At 73.5% G+C, this 16,249-nt stretch carries 17 protein-coding genes; 10 read left to right on the top strand and 7 right to left on the bottom strand.

From position 1 onward, the window contains the following. Positions 1-114: 114 nt before the first annotated feature. The 5 genes from AD017_RS13335 to AD017_RS13315 are packed head-to-tail and all read right to left on the bottom strand — an operon-like array spanning position 115 to position 4,369. Positions 115-759 carry a TetR/AcrR family transcriptional regulator gene (locus tag AD017_RS13335; protein WP_060574421.1) on the bottom strand — a complete coding sequence of 215 codons (645 nt, stop codon included), beginning with the start codon at positions 757-759 and terminating at the stop codon, positions 115-117. A 41-nt stretch (positions 760-800) separates the two neighbouring features. Next, positions 801-1,610: an SDR family NAD(P)-dependent oxidoreductase gene (locus AD017_RS13330; RefSeq protein WP_060576382.1), complete on the bottom strand. Its 810-nt coding sequence runs from the start codon at positions 1,608-1,610 to the stop codon at positions 801-803. Then, positions 1,597-2,868 carry a cytochrome P450 gene (locus AD017_RS13325; protein ID WP_060574420.1) on the bottom strand — a complete coding sequence of 424 codons (1,272 nt, stop codon included), beginning with the start codon at positions 2,866-2,868 and terminating at the stop codon, positions 1,597-1,599. The genes AD017_RS13330 and AD017_RS13325 overlap by 14 nt, the downstream gene beginning before the upstream one ends. Beyond that, positions 2,865-3,995 (bottom strand): thiolase family protein, encoded by a 1,131-nt coding sequence (locus tag AD017_RS13320; protein ID WP_060574419.1) that lies wholly within the window; start codon positions 3,993-3,995, stop codon positions 2,865-2,867. Before AD017_RS13320 ends, AD017_RS13325 begins: the two co-directional genes overlap by 4 nt. Further along, complete coding sequence (locus tag AD017_RS13315) at positions 3,992-4,369, bottom strand: Zn-ribbon domain-containing OB-fold protein (protein WP_227012740.1); 378 nt, start codon at positions 4,367-4,369, stop codon at positions 3,992-3,994. Before AD017_RS13315 ends, AD017_RS13320 begins: the two co-directional genes overlap by 4 nt. A 229-nt stretch (positions 4,370-4,598) precedes the next feature. On the opposite strand from AD017_RS13315, the gene AD017_RS13310 reads away from it, so the two are divergent. From AD017_RS13310 to AD017_RS13300, 3 genes are all read left to right on the top strand, one after another. Continuing rightward, positions 4,599-5,708, top strand: a complete 1,110-nt coding sequence (locus AD017_RS13310) for an LLM class flavin-dependent oxidoreductase (protein WP_010230594.1) — start codon at positions 4,599-4,601, stop codon at positions 5,706-5,708. A 47-nt stretch (positions 5,709-5,755) separates the two neighbouring features. Next, positions 5,756-6,517: an SDR family NAD(P)-dependent oxidoreductase gene (locus tag AD017_RS13305; protein WP_202796378.1), complete on the top strand. Its 762-nt coding sequence runs from the start codon at positions 5,756-5,758 to the stop codon at positions 6,515-6,517. A 91-nt stretch (positions 6,518-6,608) separates the two neighbouring features. Next, positions 6,609-8,060 (top strand): phenylacetate--CoA ligase family protein, encoded by a 1,452-nt coding sequence (locus AD017_RS13300; protein ID WP_060574417.1) that lies wholly within the window; start codon positions 6,609-6,611, stop codon positions 8,058-8,060. 21 nt (positions 8,061-8,081) lie between these two features. Here the strand turns inward: AD017_RS13300 and AD017_RS13295 are convergent, their stop codons facing one another. Further along, entirely contained in the window at positions 8,082-8,732 is a 651-nt protein-coding gene (locus AD017_RS13295) for an FMN-dependent NADH-azoreductase (protein WP_060574416.1), read from the bottom strand. A 92-nt stretch (positions 8,733-8,824) separates the two neighbouring features. Here AD017_RS13295 and AD017_RS13290 point away from each other — a divergent pair, with 92 nt between their 5' ends. The 7 genes from AD017_RS13290 (at position 8,825) to AD017_RS13260 (ending at position 13,361) form a co-directional block, all read left to right on the top strand. Then, positions 8,825-9,307 (top strand): MarR family winged helix-turn-helix transcriptional regulator, encoded by a 483-nt coding sequence (locus AD017_RS13290; protein ID WP_227012739.1) that lies wholly within the window; start codon positions 8,825-8,827, stop codon positions 9,305-9,307. A 154-nt stretch (positions 9,308-9,461) separates the two neighbouring features. Continuing rightward, a complete protein-coding gene (locus AD017_RS13285) occupies positions 9,462-10,079 on the top strand; it encodes a stage II sporulation protein M (protein ID WP_060574415.1) in 618 nt (205 codons plus the stop codon). A gap of 53 nt (positions 10,080-10,132) precedes the next feature. Then, the gene (locus AD017_RS13280) at positions 10,133-10,561 is read left to right on the top strand and encodes a cupin domain-containing protein (protein WP_060574414.1); all 429 of its coding nucleotides are present in this window, start codon (positions 10,133-10,135) and stop codon (positions 10,559-10,561) included. A gap of 60 nt (positions 10,562-10,621) precedes the next feature. Continuing rightward, a complete protein-coding gene (locus AD017_RS13275; RefSeq protein ID WP_010230615.1) occupies positions 10,622-11,029 on the top strand; it encodes a YciI family protein in 408 nt (135 codons plus the stop codon). 8 nt (positions 11,030-11,037) lie between these two features. After that, positions 11,038-12,177 carry an RNA polymerase sigma factor gene (locus tag AD017_RS13270; protein WP_202969041.1) on the top strand — a complete coding sequence of 380 codons (1,140 nt, stop codon included), beginning with the start codon at positions 11,038-11,040 and terminating at the stop codon, positions 12,175-12,177. A 39-nt stretch (positions 12,178-12,216) separates the two neighbouring features. Continuing rightward, positions 12,217-13,053: an alpha/beta fold hydrolase gene (locus AD017_RS13265; protein ID WP_060574412.1), complete on the top strand. Its 837-nt coding sequence runs from the start codon at positions 12,217-12,219 to the stop codon at positions 13,051-13,053. A gap of 71 nt (positions 13,054-13,124) precedes the next feature. Beyond that, a complete protein-coding gene (locus AD017_RS13260; RefSeq protein WP_060574411.1) occupies positions 13,125-13,361 on the top strand; it encodes a hypothetical protein in 237 nt (78 codons plus the stop codon). Here AD017_RS13260 and AD017_RS13255 read toward each other — a convergent pair. Then, positions 13,316-16,216: an FAD-binding and (Fe-S)-binding domain-containing protein gene (locus AD017_RS13255; protein ID WP_202968855.1), complete on the bottom strand. Its 2,901-nt coding sequence runs from the start codon at positions 16,214-16,216 to the stop codon at positions 13,316-13,318. The genes AD017_RS13260 and AD017_RS13255 overlap by 46 nt on opposite strands. Between the last annotated feature and the right edge of the window lie 33 nt (positions 16,217-16,249).

Here is a 16,249-nt window from a genome sequence, read left to right as displayed (position 1 = left end):
ATGACCAGCAGGAGGACCGTCATGATGCGGCGTTGTGTGCGGCCATCCATTCCCGAAGAGGACGAGATGTCCGGGGCGATGAACGACGCTCGACGGGAGACACCTTCCGCCCGGTCAGCTCCCCGTCGGCACCGTCCGCGCGGCGTACGGGGTCCCCTTCGCCAGACCGTGGATCCCGCCCGCGGCGACCAGTCCGCCGAGCGCGAGCGCGAAGATCTGGTCGGCCAGCTGCGAGTCCGCCTCCTCGCCGTGTGGCGTGAACCAGTGCTGCATCCAGTCCAGCATCCCGACGATCGCCCGGGCCGCCACGGCGGGATCGCCGGCGAGCGAGAACTCCCCGTTCCGGGCGCCCTCGGCGAGCAGCGACTCGACCGCGGCGATGTACCGGCGGTCCATGTCGTCGAACCGGGCGAAGGTCGGGGACCGGAACCTGCCGACGTGCTGCAGGTAGACGAACGCGGCCGGGTAGTAGTCGGCGAAGATCCGGATCTGGGTGCGGACCAGCTCGCGCAGTCGCATGGCGACGCTGCTGCCGGTGTCCGCACGCAGGCGGTCGAGCTCGGCGAGCAGGGCCTGGGCCGGCTGTTCCACGACGGCGAGCAGCAGCTCCTCCTTGCTGCTCACGTAGTTGTAGACGCTGCCCTTGAGGATCCCGACACGGGCGCCGATGCTCTCCAGGGTGGCGTTGTCGTAACCGCGCTCCCGGAACTCCTCACCGGCGGCGTGCACGAGGTCGGGCCAGCGGCTCGGTCGTGGCATCGGTCAGTCCTCCCAGGTCCCGCGTTCGCGACGGCCGGGCATCAGTGCATCGTCCAGCCGCCGTCGACGCACAGTGTGGCGCCGGTGACGTAGGAGCCGGCCCGGGACACCAGCAGGAGCAGGGGACCGGTGAGCTCCTCCCGGGTACCGAGGCGGCCCAGCGGGATCCGTCCGACCGCCGCGGCCAGTCCCTCCTCGTGCTCGATCAGGGGCGCGGTCATCTCGGAGTCGACGTACCCGGGGGCGAGCGTGTTGACCCGGATGCCGTGCCGGCCCGACCACTGGGCCGCGAGGTCGCGGGTCAGTCCGGTCAACCCCGCCTTGGACGCCGAGTAGGCGGCCTGCGGGACGGTCCCGGCGGTGAGGCCCAGTGCCGAGGAGATGTTGACGATCGAGCCGCCCCGCCCGGCCGCGATCATCGCGCGGCCCGCGGCGGCGGCCATCTGGTACGCGCCGAGCAGGTTGACCTCCAGCAGGGCCGCGGCCCGGCGGGGATCGTCCCGCTCGGCGCGTGCGCCGTAGCCGGTCCCGGCGTTGTTGACCAGGACGTCGACCCGTCCCAGCCGGTCGACCGCGGCGTCGACGAGCGCCTGGCACTGCTCGGGGTCGGCGACGTCGGTGGTGACCGCGACGCACCTGCCCCCGGCGTCGACGATCGAGGACCGGACCGCGTCCAGCTCCGCCGGCCGCCGTGCACCGATCACGACGCCGGCCCCGGCGGCGGCCAGGACCCGGGCGAAATGGGCGCCGAGCCCCGACGACGCACCGGTCACGATCGCGACCTCGCCGTCGAGCCGGAAACCGCCGGGTACCACCTCTGCCGGCTCCGTCACCCGCTCATCGTGTCCCATGCCCGCCCGGGCCTCCTGCCGGGTCGACACGGACGGGGAAGTGCTCCATGCCGCGGGACAGGAGGACGGGGGCCCAGCGCAGCTGCTCCTCGTCGACCTCCGGACTCCGCAGCGCAGCGAGCGCGCGCGGGATGGCGACGGCCGCCTCCAGCCGCGCGAGCGGGCCGCCCAGGCAGTAGTGCAGCCCGACGCCGAAGCCCAGCTGGCGGCCCTGGCGGCGGGTGATGTCGAAGGTGTCGGGGTCGTCGAACACCTCGGGGTCGCGGTTGGCCGCCGACGGGCTGAGGAACACCCGCTGGCCTCGGCGGAGGGTGCGCCCGCGCAGTTCCACGTCCTCGGCCATGACCCGGGCGACGGTCTTGGCGGGGCCGTCGAACCGGAGCACCTCCTCCACGGCACCGTTCAGGAGCGTCGGGTCCGCGTCGAGGAGGGCCCGCTGCCCGGGGTGCCGGAGCAGCGCGAGCACGCCGCTGGCGATGAGGTTCGTGGTCGTCTCGTGGCCGGCGAAGAGCAGCAGCACACCGGTCGCGATGACCTCGTCGTGGCTCAGCGAGTCGTGCTCGTCCCGCGCGGCGATCAGTGCGGACAGCAGGTCGTCGGCGGGCTCGCGCTCGTGCGCGGCCACCAGGTCGGACAGGTACCCGGTCAGCTCGGCCATGCCGGACGCGCCACTGGCGTGCCGTCCGGCGTCGCCCATCCCGCCGAAGACCAGTCCGGTGATCTGGTCGGACCAGTGCTTGAAGCGGTCCTGGTCCTGCCGGGGGACGCCGAGCATCTCGGCGATCACCGAGGCGGTCAGGGGGTAGGCGTAGTCCCGGACGAGGTCGACGGTCCCGGACCCGTCCGCCGTCGCCGTGCCGAGCAGCTCGTCGGCGAGCTCCTCGATCCGTGGCCGGAGCCGGTCGACCGCCCGCGGGGTGAACCCCCGGCTGAGCAGCCTGCGGAGCCGGGTGTGGTCCGGCGGATCCTTGAAGACCATCCACTCCTCGAGGACGCCGAAGGCCGACCGGAGCCCGGGATCGGCGTCCGGGCCGTCGAGCTTGGCCCGCCGGTACGGGGCGATCCGGTCCGACGAGAACCGGACGTCCCGCAGTGCCGCCGAGACGTCGTCGAACCGGGTGACGAACCACGACCGGTATCTCCCGCTCCAGTGCACCGGGTCGTGCTCGCGCAGGGCGGCGAGGACGGGGTACGGGTCCGCGACGGCTTCCGGGCCGAGCAGATCGATCCCGCTGACGTCGACACGGGAAGTACTCACGGCCCCTCCAGTACGGCGACGACGCAGGCGTTCCCGTCCAGGACGGACACCCCGCCGCCCATGGTCTCGACCAGGCCGATCCGGGCGGAGCCGACCTGACGGCCGCCCGCCTCCCCCCGCAGCTGCCAGACGATCTCGGCGACCTGGGCGAGCCCGGTCGCACCGAGCGGGTGCCCGCGGGAGAGCAGCCCGCCCGACGGGTTGACCGGGTGCCGGCCACCCAGCGCGGTCACCCCGGCCTCGGCGACCTTGCCACCCTCGCCCTCCGCCACCAGGCCGAGCGCCTCGGTGGTGACGATCTCGCCGATGGTGAACGCGTCGTGCACCTCGACGACGTCGACGTCGACGACGGTGTCCAGGCCCGCAGCGGCCAGCGCGTCGGCAGCGGTGTCCCGGACGATGTCGTATCCCCACACGTGGGGCGACGTCTCGTTCCACGGTGCCCCGCTGCGCAGGGCGACACCGCGCACGACGACCTCGCGGTCGCCTCCCGACGCCGGTGCGAGGACGGCCGCGGCCGCGCCGTCGGACGTCGGGCAGCACTGCAGGAGGGTCAGCGGGTCGGAGATCATCGTCGATCCGAGGACCTCGTCCACGGTGTAGCTCCCCGCGTACTGGGCGCGCGGGTTGTGCAACGCGTGCGCGTGGTTCTTCACCGAGACGGCGGCCAGCTGGGCGGGGGTGACGGCGCCGAGGTGGAGGTAGCGCGCGGCGCTCATCGCGTACAACGTCGGCAGCGCCAGCCCGGACCTCTGCTCGGGATCCGTGGGCTCGGGGGTGATCGCACCGGAGAAGGCGGTGCTCATCTGTTCGATCCCGAGCGCCAGCACCCGGCCGTACCGTCCGGTGCGGACGGCCTCGTGCGCCTCGGCGAAGGCGGTGGTCCCGCTCGCGCACGCGTTCTCGACCGTGATCACCGGGACGCCGGTGATCCCCAGGGCACGCAGCGTCCGCTGGGCGACGCCGGGTGGGCCGAAGACCGTGCCGACCCAGACGGCGTCGACGGCGTCGACCGCGGCGTCGGCGAGGGCCTCGCGTACGGCGTCGTGGGCGAGACCGACGAGGTCCCGGTCGGGCCGGCGGCCGAAGTGCGACGTCCCGACGCCGTGGACCGCGACCCGGCTCACGACGCGGCGTCCGGCTCGACCGCCAGGTCACCGGACCCGGTCGGGGCGACGAGCCGGGCCCGGCCGCCGACGGGCGGGGCGGCCGGGCCGGGCACGTGGGCGAGGATCCGCGGTCCGTCGTCGAGGTCGACGTAGGCGAGGGCGAAGGGCGGCGTCCGGCCGGGGACCGGGATGCGCACGACGGTGCTGCTCCACACGGTTCCCCCGGGGCCGAACGCGGCGGGCTCGGCCGGGCCGGCGCAGCCGGGACAGCGCGGCCACGCGTAGGCGGACACTGCGCCGCAGCGGGGGCAGCGCAGGCCGTGGAGCCGCCACGTACCGCCGGCGTCGAGCCGGGCGTGGGGGCGGGGATCGACGGCGTCGACGTGTGACACGTGAACTCCCCTGAGTCGAAGTGCCTCCATGTAAACAAACTCTGGGTCGGTTATCAATCGAGCCCCGATGCGTGATCCGCACGAAAATGCCCGGTCCATCTGCACTGGTCCGGAAGGACCTTGACACCCCGGGGTGAAGCAGGTCACTGTTTGCCACACATAAAACGACCCCGCGTTTGGCAACGATGGGTGCCGGGCGCCGGACGACTGCGGCCAGGAGGTCCGACCGATGCGGTTCGGCTTGTTCACGATGCCCGAGCACCCCCCGAACGAGAACTGGACGCTGTCCTACGACCGGGACATCGACGACATCGTCCTGGCCGAGAAGCTCGGGTTCTCCGAGTACTGGATCGGTGAGCACCACACCGGCGGCTACGAGAACGTGCCGGTCCCCGAGTACATGATCGCCAAGGCGTCCGCCGTGACCAGCCGGATCCGCCTGGGCACCGGGGTGATCAACCTGCCGTACCAGGACCCGTTCCAGGTGGCCGAGCGGATGGCGTTCCTCGACCACCTCACCCATGGCCGCCTCGAGTACGGCTTCGGCGGCGGCGGGCTGCCCACCGACCAGGCCCTCTTCGGGCTGGAGCGCTCGGAGGCCGCCCCCCGCACCACCGAGGCCCTGGAGATCATCTGGCAGCTGCTCACCTCCGAGGACCCGGTGAGCTACGAGGGCGTCTACTGGAAGTACGAGAACCGGCAGCTGCAGGTCGGTCCGTACCAGGACGTCCCGCCGTTCGCGATCGCCGGCCTGACGGGGACGCACAACTACGCGCGCTGCGGTGGGAAGGGCTGGAAAGCCCTGTCGGTCTACTTCGCACCGACCGACAACCGCGGTTACACCGACGCGCCCGACCTGCTCGCCCACGGTGCGGCGCTCACCGGTGCGGCCGAGGAGGCCGGCCTCGACCCGGCCGTCGCGCGGCAGAACTGGCGGGTCAGCCGCGAGGTCTACGTGTCGGACAGCAAGAACCAGGCGATGAACGAGATCCGGGAGGGGGTCCGGCGCTCCTACGAGTACCTGCTGGGTCTCGGCCTCGGTGCGCTCATGAAGAAGGGCGAGGGCATGGACGACGCCGACCTCACCTTCGAGTGGATGGTCGAGGAGATCCCCTGGATCATCGGCAGCCCCGAGGACTGCACCCGCCAGATCAAGGAGCTCGAGGAGCAGACCGGCGGCTTCGGCACCTTCCTGATCAACACCCGGGACTGGGTGACCACGGACAAGTGGAACCGGTCGCTGGAGCTCTTCGCCCGCTACGTCACGCCGCAGTTCACCCCGCGGGAGAACCTCGCGCGCCGCGCGAAGCTCGCGGACGTCGCGCTCGGCAAGGCCTGACCCGTCCGGCACCGGACCCCCGACTTCCCATCGACATCGGAGTGAGCATGAACAGGTTCGACGGCAAGGTCGCCGTCGTCACCGGTGGTGTGCAGGGCATCGGCCGCGGCATCGCGCTGCGGCTGGCGTCCGAGGGCGCCGCCGTGGTGATCGGCGACCTGCAGGACGACGACACGACGGCCCGGGAGATCGTCGACGGCGGCGGGAAGGCCGCCCACGTCGTGATGGACGTGCGGAAGCCCGGGGACTGGAAGCGCCTCGTCGACGAGGCGGTCGGCGGCTTCGGCGGCGTGCACGCCCTCGGGAACGTCGCGGGCGTCACCAACACCCTCGGCCCGGACAACGTGGTCGATCTCGACGAGGCCGGCTGGGACCACGTCGTCGACACCGACCTCAAGGGCGTCTGGCTCGGGATGCAGGCCGTGATCCCGCGGATGCTGGCGGACGGTGGCGGTGCCGTGCTCAACATCGCCTCGATGGCGGCGTTGAAGGGGCTGGAGAACCTCGCCGCCTACTCCGCGGCGAAGGGCGGGGTCGTGAGCCTCACCCAGCAGGTCGCGATGGAGTTCAGCCCGCGCGGGATCCGGGTGAACTGCATCTGCCCGGGCACGATCGACACACCGATCCTCGCCGGCATCACCGACAGCATGCGGGAGAACTTCGTCTCCGCCCACCTCATCCCGCGTCTGGGCACGCCTGCGGACATCGCTGCCGCGGCCGCGTTCCTGCTGTCCGACGACGCGAGCTTCTGCACCGGCGAGGTCCTCCCGGTCGACGGCGGCTGGAACACCAAGGGCAGCGCCGGCTGATCTCCGGTCCGGGGCCGCAGCGGACGTCCGCCGGCCCCGGACCGGCTCTGCGGTCCGAGGACCACCGACGACACGTGACGAGAGGACCCGCATGAGCACCGCCGCCGGGCCGCGTGCGGCCGACCGGGACGGACGCGGCTTCCCGCGCTACTGGGACCAGGAACGCGAGACCCGCGACCCCCGTGACCGGGACACGGTGGTCCTCGACCGGCTCCGGCACCAGCTGCACTACGCCTACGAGCAGCTGCCGTTCTACCGACGGCACTACGACGCCCACGGTTTCCACCCCGACGAGGTGCGCTCGCTCGAGGACTTCACCGCGAAGGTCCCGGTGATCACCAAGAAGATGCTGGTCGCCGACCAGGCCGAGCATCCGCCGTTCGGCAGCTACACCCGGGACTTCACCGGTGCGGACGGGTCGAGCGGGCTGGCCCGGATCCACGGCTCGTCGGGGACCTCGGGCACGCCCACCCTGTACGCCGTCTCCCACGGCGACTGGGACCGTGCCGCCGACGTGCACGCCATGGCCCAGTGGTGTGCCGGCATCCGCCCGGACGACATCGCCCAGGTCGGGTTCCCGTTCGGCCTGTTCTTCGGTGGCTGGGGTGTCCTGCAGGGCCTCGAACGGATCGGCGCGACGGTCTTCCCGCTCGGCGTCACCGACTCGGAGCGGCACCTCGAACTGATCACCCGGCTCGGCTCGACGGTGTTCACCGCCACGCCCTCCTACTGCATCCATCTGCTCTCGGTGGCCGAGCGGATGGGCATCGACCTCGCGTCGGGCTCCGTCCGCACCCTGCTGGTGGGCGGCGAGCCCGGGGGCTCCCTGCCCGGGACACGCCGGATCATCGAGCAGGGCTGGGGCGCCACCGTGGTCGACGCGGGCTCCACGTCGGAGATGTACCCCTTCCAGACCAGCGTCGGGTGCACCGCAGGCACGGGCACCCACCTGATCTCCGACGAGGTGCACGTGGAGGTGGTCGGGACGGACGACCCGCACACGGCGCTGCCGGTCGAGGACCGGGGCGCGGTCGTCTACACCCACCTCTGGCGCGAGTCCCAGCCCATGATCCGCTTCGCGCCGGGCGACGAGACCTACCTGGACGACGGCCCGTGCCCGTGCGGACGCACCTACCCGCGCATGCCGGAGGGCGTCCTCGGGCGGCTCGACGACATGCTCGTCGTCCGCGGGGCCAACATCTTCCCCTCGGCCGTCGAGACCGCGCTGCGCACGGTGGACGAGCTCGGCCCCGAGTTCCAGATCCGGGTGACCCGGCCCGATGCGCTCGACGAGATCAGCGTCCACACCGAGCTCTCGCACCACACCGCGGCGGCCCTCACCGCCCTGCCAGCGGCGGACGCCGCCGCGGCGCGGGACGCGCTGGCCCGGCGGGTCGAGAACGCCCTGCGGCTCGCGGTGAACATCAGGGTGCCGGTGCGGCTGCTGGAGCCCGGTGCCCTGCCCGAGACGACCTTCAAGGCCCGGCGCGTGGTCGACGAGCGCGAGCGGCACACCCCCGTCCCCTCGGGGGCGACCTCCTGAGGATCGCCGCCGGGCCCCGGTTCACCCCACCGCGACCGCACCCGCGCACCGCGCTCCCGCGGCCTGCGCCTCCGCTCGAGCGCGGTCGCGGTTCTCCGCGGCGAGCGGGCGCAGCTCGCTCATCGCCGGCACGACGTCGGCGAGGGTCAGCTCGGCCTCGATCACGCTGACGTCGCCACCCCAGACGTCGCCGAACATGCGGACGAGCCATCCGGTGCCGTGGTCCCATCCCTCGCGCGGGGTGCCCGGGCCGTAGCCGCCGCCCCGGGAGACGACCAGCACGACGGGCTTCCCGGCCAGCGGCGTCGCGCCGGGGGCGAAGCGGGCGTCGGTGACGATCGTGTCCACCCAGGTCTTGAGATGGGCGGCGACGTTGAAGTTGTACAGCGGGGACCCGATCACCAGGGCGTCCGCGGCGATCGCCTCGTCGGCGAGTCGCTCCGTCTCCCGGACCGCCGCCTGCTGTTCGGGGGTCCGCTCGGAGTCGGCTACGGCGCCGACGGCGACCCCGGTGTTCCAGAGGTCGGACGACACCGGCTGCACGCCCAGGTCGCGGCGGACGACCGTGGCCTCCGGCCGCGCCTCGCGGTAGGCGCGCTCGACGACGTCGGTGATCTCGCGGCTCACCGAGTTCTCGGTACGGATGCTCGAGTCGAGTCGGAGCAGGGACATGGCGACCTCCGGTGATGATCTCTCGTAAATATGTTCTGTTGAACAGAGTATCTGCACGACAGAACGCATTGGCAAGCGCGTATCCTGTGACCGTGTCCACTCCGCAGATCCCGGCTCCGCAGGGCGTGGAGTGCGACCTGGCCTGGGCACTGGGACGGGTGGCCCGCGACCACGCCACGGCGGTGCAGTGCGTGATCGGGGACCTCCCCGGCGGGCAGCGTGGCTTCCAGGTGCTCGCCACGGCGGCCGGTGACGGTCCGTCCACCCAGCTCGCGCTGGCCCGCAAGCTCGGCGTCGACCGCACGGTGATGACCTACCTGCTCGACGAGATCCAGGAGGCCGGCCTCGTCGAGCGCCGTCCCGACCCGGCCGACCGCCGCGCACGACGCGTCGTGCTCACCGACGCCGGGCGGGCCCGCCTGTGCGACACCGAGGCCGCGCTGCGGGAGGCGGAGGCGCGGATCCTCGCGCCGCTCTCCGGCGAGGAGCAGTCCGTGCTGCGCACGCTGCTGCGCCGGGTCGCCACCGCCGACGGCGGCTCACCCGACGAGGGTTCCTCCGCCGCCGGTTCGTGACCGGGCGCCGGATGCCGTGACGTCCGTCCCGGCCCACTCCTCCTTCGGTCGGCAGGTCCCGGCCGCTCGACCGATCCGGTCAGCCGGACGGCGTCCCTACCGTCGCCACCGGATCCGGGCAGGGCACCCAGCCGGCCCGGGAAGGGGTGACCACATGAGACTCGTCCGCCCGGCGTTCACGCTCGTCCGCGACAACCTGCGCGCCTACCTCGTCCTGAACGCCCTCATGTACGGGCTGTGCCTCGTCGGGATGGCGACGGCGCTGGTCCTCCCCGAGCTGACCGCCGCCCGGACGGCGGCGCTGGACGGCGACGGGACGACCGATCTGGTCGTGTCGCTGCTCGGCAACGTCTGGCTGTTCAGCCTCACGATCTTCGCGGTGAACACCGTGACCGTCGGCCTGGCGATGATCCTGCTGCCGTCGCTGGTCGTGCCGTTCGCCGGGATCGCCCTCGCCGGGTACAAGGCGTTCGAGTTCGGGGTCGCCCTCGCGCCGGTGGACGAGACCGTGGCGACGATGCTGATCCCGCACTCGCTGACGATGCTGATCGAGTTCCAGGCCTACGTCGTCGTCATGTTCGCCGCCTACCTGATCGGGCGCGCCTGGCTGCGCCCGCAGGCCGTCGGCGCGGAGAGCCGACGTCAGGGGTACGTCGCCGGGCTGCGGCAGGCCGGCCGGCTCGCCGTCCCCGCGCTGGTGCTGTTCGTCGTCGGCGCGGTGTACGAGGCCTTCGAGATCATCTACCTGATCCCGCCGCTGCTCGCGGGCTGAGCCCGGCGGTTCGGCTCGTCCCGGCCGGTCCGCACGTCGTACCGTCCGGAGCCATGCAGATCACCCGTAGTGGTCCCGACACCCGCAAGGGCCCGGCCGACGCGTTCACCGGTGACGTCTACATCGACCCCGTCGCGGAGCCCGCCGGGACCTCGACGTTCGCCGCCGCGCTCGTGCACTTCACCCCCGGCGCGCGGACCGCCTGGCACACCCACCCGCACGGACAGACGATCTACGTCACCGAGGGGGTCGGGCTGTGCCAGCGCGAGGGCGGACCGGTCGAGGTCGTCCGTGCCGGGGACCGGGTGTTCTTCGAGCCGGGGGAGAACCACTGGCACGGCGCGGCGCCGAACCGGTTCATGGCCCACGTCGCGATGCAGCAGAACGACGAGACGGGTACTCCCGTCACGTGGGGCCGTCAGGTCACCGACGACGAGTACGCGGCGGAGAGAAATTCCGCCGGCGGTGTCGAGAACGGCTGACCGGCTCCGTCCCCGTGGTGCGAGCGGCCAGGATGGGCCGCACACACCGAGGAGACGACGATGGCCAAGTACCTGCTGCTCAAGCACTACCGCGGAGCTCCGGCGGCGGTGAACGACGTGCCGATGGACCGGTGGACGCCGGAGGAGGTCTCGGCGCACATCCGCTACATGAACGACTTCGCGGCCCGGCTCGAGGGGACCGGGGAGTTCGTCGACGGCCAGGCGCTCGCCCCCGAGGGGACCTTCGTCCGGTACGACGGCGAGGGGCGCCCGCCGGTCACCGACGGCCCCTTCGCCGAGACGAAGGACCTCGTCGCCGGCTGGATGGTCATCGACGTGGACAGCTACGACCGCGCCGTCGAGCTGGCGGGCGAGCTGTCGGCGGCCCCCGGCGCCGGCGGGAAGCCGATCCACGAGTGGCTCGAGCTGCGCCCGTTCCTGACCGCGCCGCCGACCATCACCGAGTGACGTCACCGGTGGACGAGGCACTGCTGCGCAGCCTCGCACCGAGCGTGCTCGGGATCCTCGTCCGCCGCGGAGCCGACTTCGCGGCGGGCGAGGACGCGGTGCAGGACGCGTTGCTCGAGGCATGGCGGGTGTGGCCGGACGATCCGCCCCGCGACCCGAAGGGCTGGCTGGTCACCGTGGCGTGGCGCCGGTTCCTCGACGCGACCCGCGCGGACGTGGCCCGCCGGCGGCGCGAGGACGTCGCCGACAACGAACCGGAACCCGGGCCCGCACCGGACACCGACGACACGCTGCAGCTCTACTTCCTGTGCGCGCACCCGTCGCTGACCGCGTCGTCGGCGGTCGCGCTCACGCTGCGAGCCGTCGGGGGGCTGACGACCCGGCAGATCGCGCAGGCGTACCTCGTGCCCGAGGCGACGATGGGCCAGCGGATCAGCCGCGCCAAACGCACCGTCTCGGGCATGCGGTTCGACCGCCCCGGCGACGTCGCGACCGTGCTGCGGGTGCTCTACCTGGTCTTCAACGAGGGCTACTCCGGCGACGTCGACCTGGCTGCCGAGGCGATCCGGCTCACCCGGCGGCTCGCGGCCGCGATCGACCATCCCGAGGTGGCGGGGCTCCTCGCCCTCATGCTGCTGCACCACGCCCGCCGCGCCGCCCGGACCGCACCGGACGGCAGCCTGGTCCCGCTCGCCGAGCAGGACCGACGCCGGTGGGACACCGACGCGATCGCCGAGGGCGTCGCGATCCTGCAGGCCGCGCTGGCCCGCGACCGGCTGGGCGAGTTCCAGGCGCAGGCGGCCGTCGCGGCGCTGCACGCCGACGCGCGCACCGCCGGGGAGACCGACTGGGTGCAGATCGTCGAGTGGTACGACGAGCTGGCGAAACTGACCGACAGCCCGGTCGTCCGGCTCAACCGCGCCGTCGCCGTGGGGGAGGCGGACGGCCCGGGCGCCGGGCTGGCGGCGCTCGCCGAGGTGGACGGGTCGGTGCCCCGGCACGCCGCGGTGGCCGCGTACCTGCACGAGCGGGCCGGGGACACCGCGACGGCGGCGCGGCTGTACGCGGAGGCCGCGCGGGCGGCGTCCAACGTGGCCGAGCGGGACCACCTGACCCGCCGGGCCGCCCGGCTCAACACCGGCGGCTGACCGGCCGCCGGGCCGCGCGGGATGTGCTCTGCTGGACCCATGCCGCGCACCCGGACCGACGACGGCGTCGCCCTGCACTGGGACTCCCACGGCGCGGGCGACCCGCTGCTCCTGATCCACGAGTTCGGCGGTGACCAGCGCTCCTGGCGACCCCAGGTCGCGCACTTCGCCCGCAGCCACCGGGTGATCACCTACGCGGCCCGCGGCTACCCGCCGTCGGAGGTGCCGGAGGACCCGGCCGCCTACTCGCAGGAGCGTGCGGTCGCCGACGCGCTCGCCGTCCTCGACGCGGCGGGCGCCGGCGCCGCGCACGTGATCGGCAACTCGATGGGCGGGTTCTGCGCGCTGCACCTCGGCCTGACCGCGCCGGGGCGGTGCCGGTCGCTCGTCGTCGCGGGGTGCGGGTACGGCGCCCACCCGGATCACGACGCGGCGTTCCGGGCGGAGTCGCGGGCGCTGGCCGACCGCTACGACGCCGAGGGGGCGGCGGCCGTCGCGGCGTCCTACGGCGCGTCACCCGGCCGGATGTTCCTGGCGGAGAAGGACCCGCGGACCTACGCCGAGCACCTGACCGTCCTCGCCGAGCACGATCCGGTGGGTGCGGCGTCGACGATGCGCGGGGTGCAGGCCGCCCGGCCCTCGCTCTACGACCTGCGCGGGCCGCTCGCCGCGATGGGCGTCCCGACGCTGCTGGTCGCCGGGGACGGCGACGACGGCATCCTCGACGCGAACCTCATGCTGCGCCGGACGCTCCCCGCCGCGGACCTCGCGGTGCTGCCCCGTTCCGGACACCTCACGAACCTCGAGGAGCCCTACCTGTTCGCGCTGCTCGTCGAACGCTTCCACGCCCGGGTCCGCGCCGCCGGACGGCCCTGACCGGCCCTGGCCGAGACCTCCCCGGACAGGCATCCTCGGGCGACGGGGCCCGACGACCGGAGGAGCGCCGCATGGCAGCGGAGGGAACCACCGACGACCCGGACGACGAGCGCGCCCGGTCCGAGGCCGAGCTCGGCGCCGCCGTCGAGGACGCGCTCGAACCCGAGCTGAAGCGACGGCGGGCGCTGTTCGTGCAGCGGTACCTCGGTCTCGACCGCGGGGAGGGCGTCGGCCGCGCCGAGGCCCACTGGGACGACCCTCCCTACCGGGACCTCGGCGCCGACCCGCCGGACGGGCCCGCCGGCTGAGCGCTCACGCCGACCTGCCTCGCGAGCAGCTCCAGCACGTGCTCGTAGGGCCGGCCGGTGGCCCGCGTCATCCCCAGCTCGCAGGTCCGGTTGCAGGACACGTGCGCGGCCGCGTCGCGCTCGCGCACCTCGGCCGCCTCGCCCGCGGTCGCCGACGCCGTCAGCTCCGGGTGCAGCATGCCCCGGTCCCCGGCGAACGCGCAGCACCCCCAGGAGTCCGGGACGTGCACGTCGTCGGCCACCTCGGCGGCCAGCGTGAGCAGCGCGGGATCGAGCTGCAGCCGGGCCGACGAGCAGGTCGGGTGCACCGACACCGACGCCACCCTCGGGTGCTCCCCGAGCCGGGGCAGCACCTCGTCGACGACGAACCGCATCGCGTCGACCACCCGGACGCCGGCGTCGGCGAGCATCGTGTGGAACCCCTCGGTGCACGACGACGCGTCGCCGACCACCGGCAGCTCCCCGCCGCGGGTGGCGGCCAGCACGGCAGGGACGACCCGCTCCCGCATCGCCGCGTAGCCGTCGGGCAGCCCCTTCGACGACCAGGGCGTCCCGCAGCACAACGCGTCGATCCCGGGCGGCACCAGCAGCGTGATCCCGGCCGCCGCGCACAGTGCCTCGACGCTCGCCTGCACCCCGGGTCCGTCCCCGGCCGGGCCGAACAGGGTGTTCACGCAGGCCGGCAGGTACACCGCGGCGGGCACCGCGGCGGGCGCCGGGCGTCGCCGCCGCGGGCCGCCGCCGGGCAGCTCGCCGGACCACAGCGGGACCCGATCGGTCCCGGCCACGGCGCGGGCGGCGCGGTTGGCCGCGGTCACCCCGGCCCGGGCCGGGGCGGGGGCCTTCGCCAGCGTGGTCAGTGCGGCCGAGCCGCCCCGGGTGGCCGTCGACCAGTGCTTCGCCGCCGTCGTCCAGGCGGTGCTGTCGACCCGGGACCGGTCGTCGCGGCGGAGCTTCTTGACCAGGTCACCGGTGTTGATCAGGACCGGGCACGCGGTCTGGCACATGCCGTCGACGGCGCAGGTCTGCACCGACTCGTAGTCCTGTTCGGCCTCCAGCCGCCCGGCGAGCGCGGTGTCACCGGTCAGCTCGGCCTCGCGGATAGCGCGCCGGGCGGCGATCCGCTGCCGTGGCGTGAGCGTCAGGTCGCGGCTCGGGCAGACCGGCTCGCAGAACCCGCAGGAGGTGCACCGGTCGACCTCGGCGTCGACCACCGGGGACAGCTTGATGTGCTTGAGGTGCAGGTCCGGGTCGTCGCTGAGCACCACGCCCGGGTTGAGCACGCCGTGCGGGTCGAAGAGGCGCTTGATCTCCCGCATGACGTCGTAGAGCTCGTCGCCGTACTGACGGCGCACGTACGGCGCCATGACCCGCCCGGTGCCGTGCTCGGCCTTGAGCGAGCCGCCGTGACCGAGGACGAGATCGACCATCTCCTCGGTGAAGTCGCGGTAGCGGCCCAGCTGCTCGTCGGTCTCGAACCGGTCGGTCAGCATGAAGTGGATGTTGCCGTCCTTCGCGTGCCCGAACACGACGCTGTCGCGGTAGGCGTAGCGGTCGAACAGCACCGCCAGGTCGCGGCAGGTGCCGGCCAGCGCCGGAACCGGGACGACGACGTCCTCCAGGAGGGCGGTGCTGCCCTGCGGCCGTGCCCCGGCCACCGACGAGTAGAGCCCCTTGCGCAGCTTCCACAGCGGGCCACGGACGGCGGGATCGGTGCTCAGCTCGACCGGTTCGGCGGTCGGCAGCCCGGCCAGGGTCCGTCCGGCCGCGGCGACCCGCTCGGCGAGCTCGTCGTCGGCCAGCTCCTGGTACTCGACGAGCAGTGCGGCCTGCTCGCGGACCGCGATCCGGGCCACCTCGGGTGGGCAGTCGGCGAACGACTGGCCGACCCGCAGCGAGGTCGCGTCCATCAGCTCCAGCGTCGCCGCCCCGGTCGCGACCAGCTCCGGGAGCGCGGCGTTGGCGGCGAACAGGTCGTCGAACACCAGCAGCGCCGACGAGATCCGGGTGCGCAGCGGGACCGTGCGGAAGGTCGCCGAGGCGACGAAGGCCAGCGTCCCCTCGCTGCCGACCAGTAGGTGGGTGAGGATCTCGGCCGGTCCGGCGTGGTCGACGAGCGCGTTGAGCCCGTAGCCCATGGTGTTCTTCATGGCGAACTGCCTGCCGATCGTCGCGACCGACGACGGGTTCGCCAGCACCCGGTCCCGGAGCACGAGCAGTCCCTTGTGGAGGTCCGGTTCGAGGGCGCGGAGGCGCTCGTCGGCGTCCGGCCCGGAGGTGTCGACGACCGTGCCCGACGGCAGGACGGCGACCACCGACTCCAGCGTCCGGTAGCTGTTCTCGACGGTGCCGCAGGCCATCCCGCTGGCGTTGTTGGCCAGCACCCCGCCCACGGTGCAGGCCGCCTCGCTCGCCGGGTCCGGCCCGAACCGCCGGCCGTGGCGGGCGAGCCGGGCGTTGAGCTGCCGGACGGTGACGCCCGGCTGCACCCGGACCCGCAGCCCGTCGTCGAGGATCTCCACGTCGCGGAAGTGCCGCCGGGTGTCGACCAGCAGCTGGTCGGTGACGCCCTGCCCGGAGAGGCTGGTCCCGCCCGAGCGGAACGTGAGCGGGACGCCGTGCCGGTGCGCGAGCGCGAGCAGCCTCCCCACCTCGGCGCCGCCGCGCGGTGCGACGACCGCGGTCGGCAGCAGGTGGAAGTGCGACGCGTCGTGCGCGCCCACGTGCCGGGCCAGCTCGCCGTCGCGCACCTGGCCGGGATCGGCCACGCACCCGTGCAGCCCGGCCAGCAGACGGGCCCGCGGGTCGTCGGTGACGGTCGCGGGCTGCGGCTCGGAGCTGTTGCGTGACGCCACCGGGATCCTCCTGTCGAGCGCGGTCCGTCGGAT

The sequence above is a fragment of the Pseudonocardia sp. EC080619-01 genome (assembly GCF_001420995.1).
Classification (GTDB): domain Bacteria; phylum Actinomycetota; class Actinomycetes; order Mycobacteriales; family Pseudonocardiaceae; genus Pseudonocardia.
Note: the sequence above shows the minus strand (reverse complement) of the source record. Positions and strands in the feature narration are given on the sequence as shown.

Coding starts and splice junctions, on each gene's coding strand:
- AD017_RS13310 (WP_010230594.1), top strand. CDS start 4,599: ATGCGGTTCGGCTTGTTCACGATGCCCGAGCACCCCCCGAACGAGAAC.
- AD017_RS13260 (WP_060574411.1), top strand. CDS start 13,125: ATGGCAGCGGAGGGAACCACCGACGACCCGGACGACGAGCGCGCCCGG.
- AD017_RS13285 (WP_060574415.1), top strand. CDS start 9,462: ATGAGACTCGTCCGCCCGGCGTTCACGCTCGTCCGCGACAACCTGCGC.
- AD017_RS13295 (WP_060574416.1), bottom strand. CDS start 8,732: ATGTCCCTGCTCCGACTCGACTCGAGCATCCGTACCGAGAACTCGGTG.
- AD017_RS13300 (WP_060574417.1), top strand. CDS start 6,609: ATGAGCACCGCCGCCGGGCCGCGTGCGGCCGACCGGGACGGACGCGGC.
- AD017_RS13265 (WP_060574412.1), top strand. CDS start 12,217: ATGCCGCGCACCCGGACCGACGACGGCGTCGCCCTGCACTGGGACTCC.
- AD017_RS13335 (WP_060574421.1), bottom strand. CDS start 759: ATGCCACGACCGAGCCGCTGGCCCGACCTCGTGCACGCCGCCGGTGAG.
- AD017_RS13330 (WP_060576382.1), bottom strand. CDS start 1,610: ATGGGACACGATGAGCGGGTGACGGAGCCGGCAGAGGTGGTACCCGGC.
- AD017_RS13275 (WP_010230615.1), top strand. CDS start 10,622: ATGGCCAAGTACCTGCTGCTCAAGCACTACCGCGGAGCTCCGGCGGCG.
- AD017_RS13305 (WP_202796378.1), top strand. CDS start 5,756: ATGAACAGGTTCGACGGCAAGGTCGCCGTCGTCACCGGTGGTGTGCAG.
- AD017_RS13280 (WP_060574414.1), top strand. CDS start 10,133: ATGCAGATCACCCGTAGTGGTCCCGACACCCGCAAGGGCCCGGCCGAC.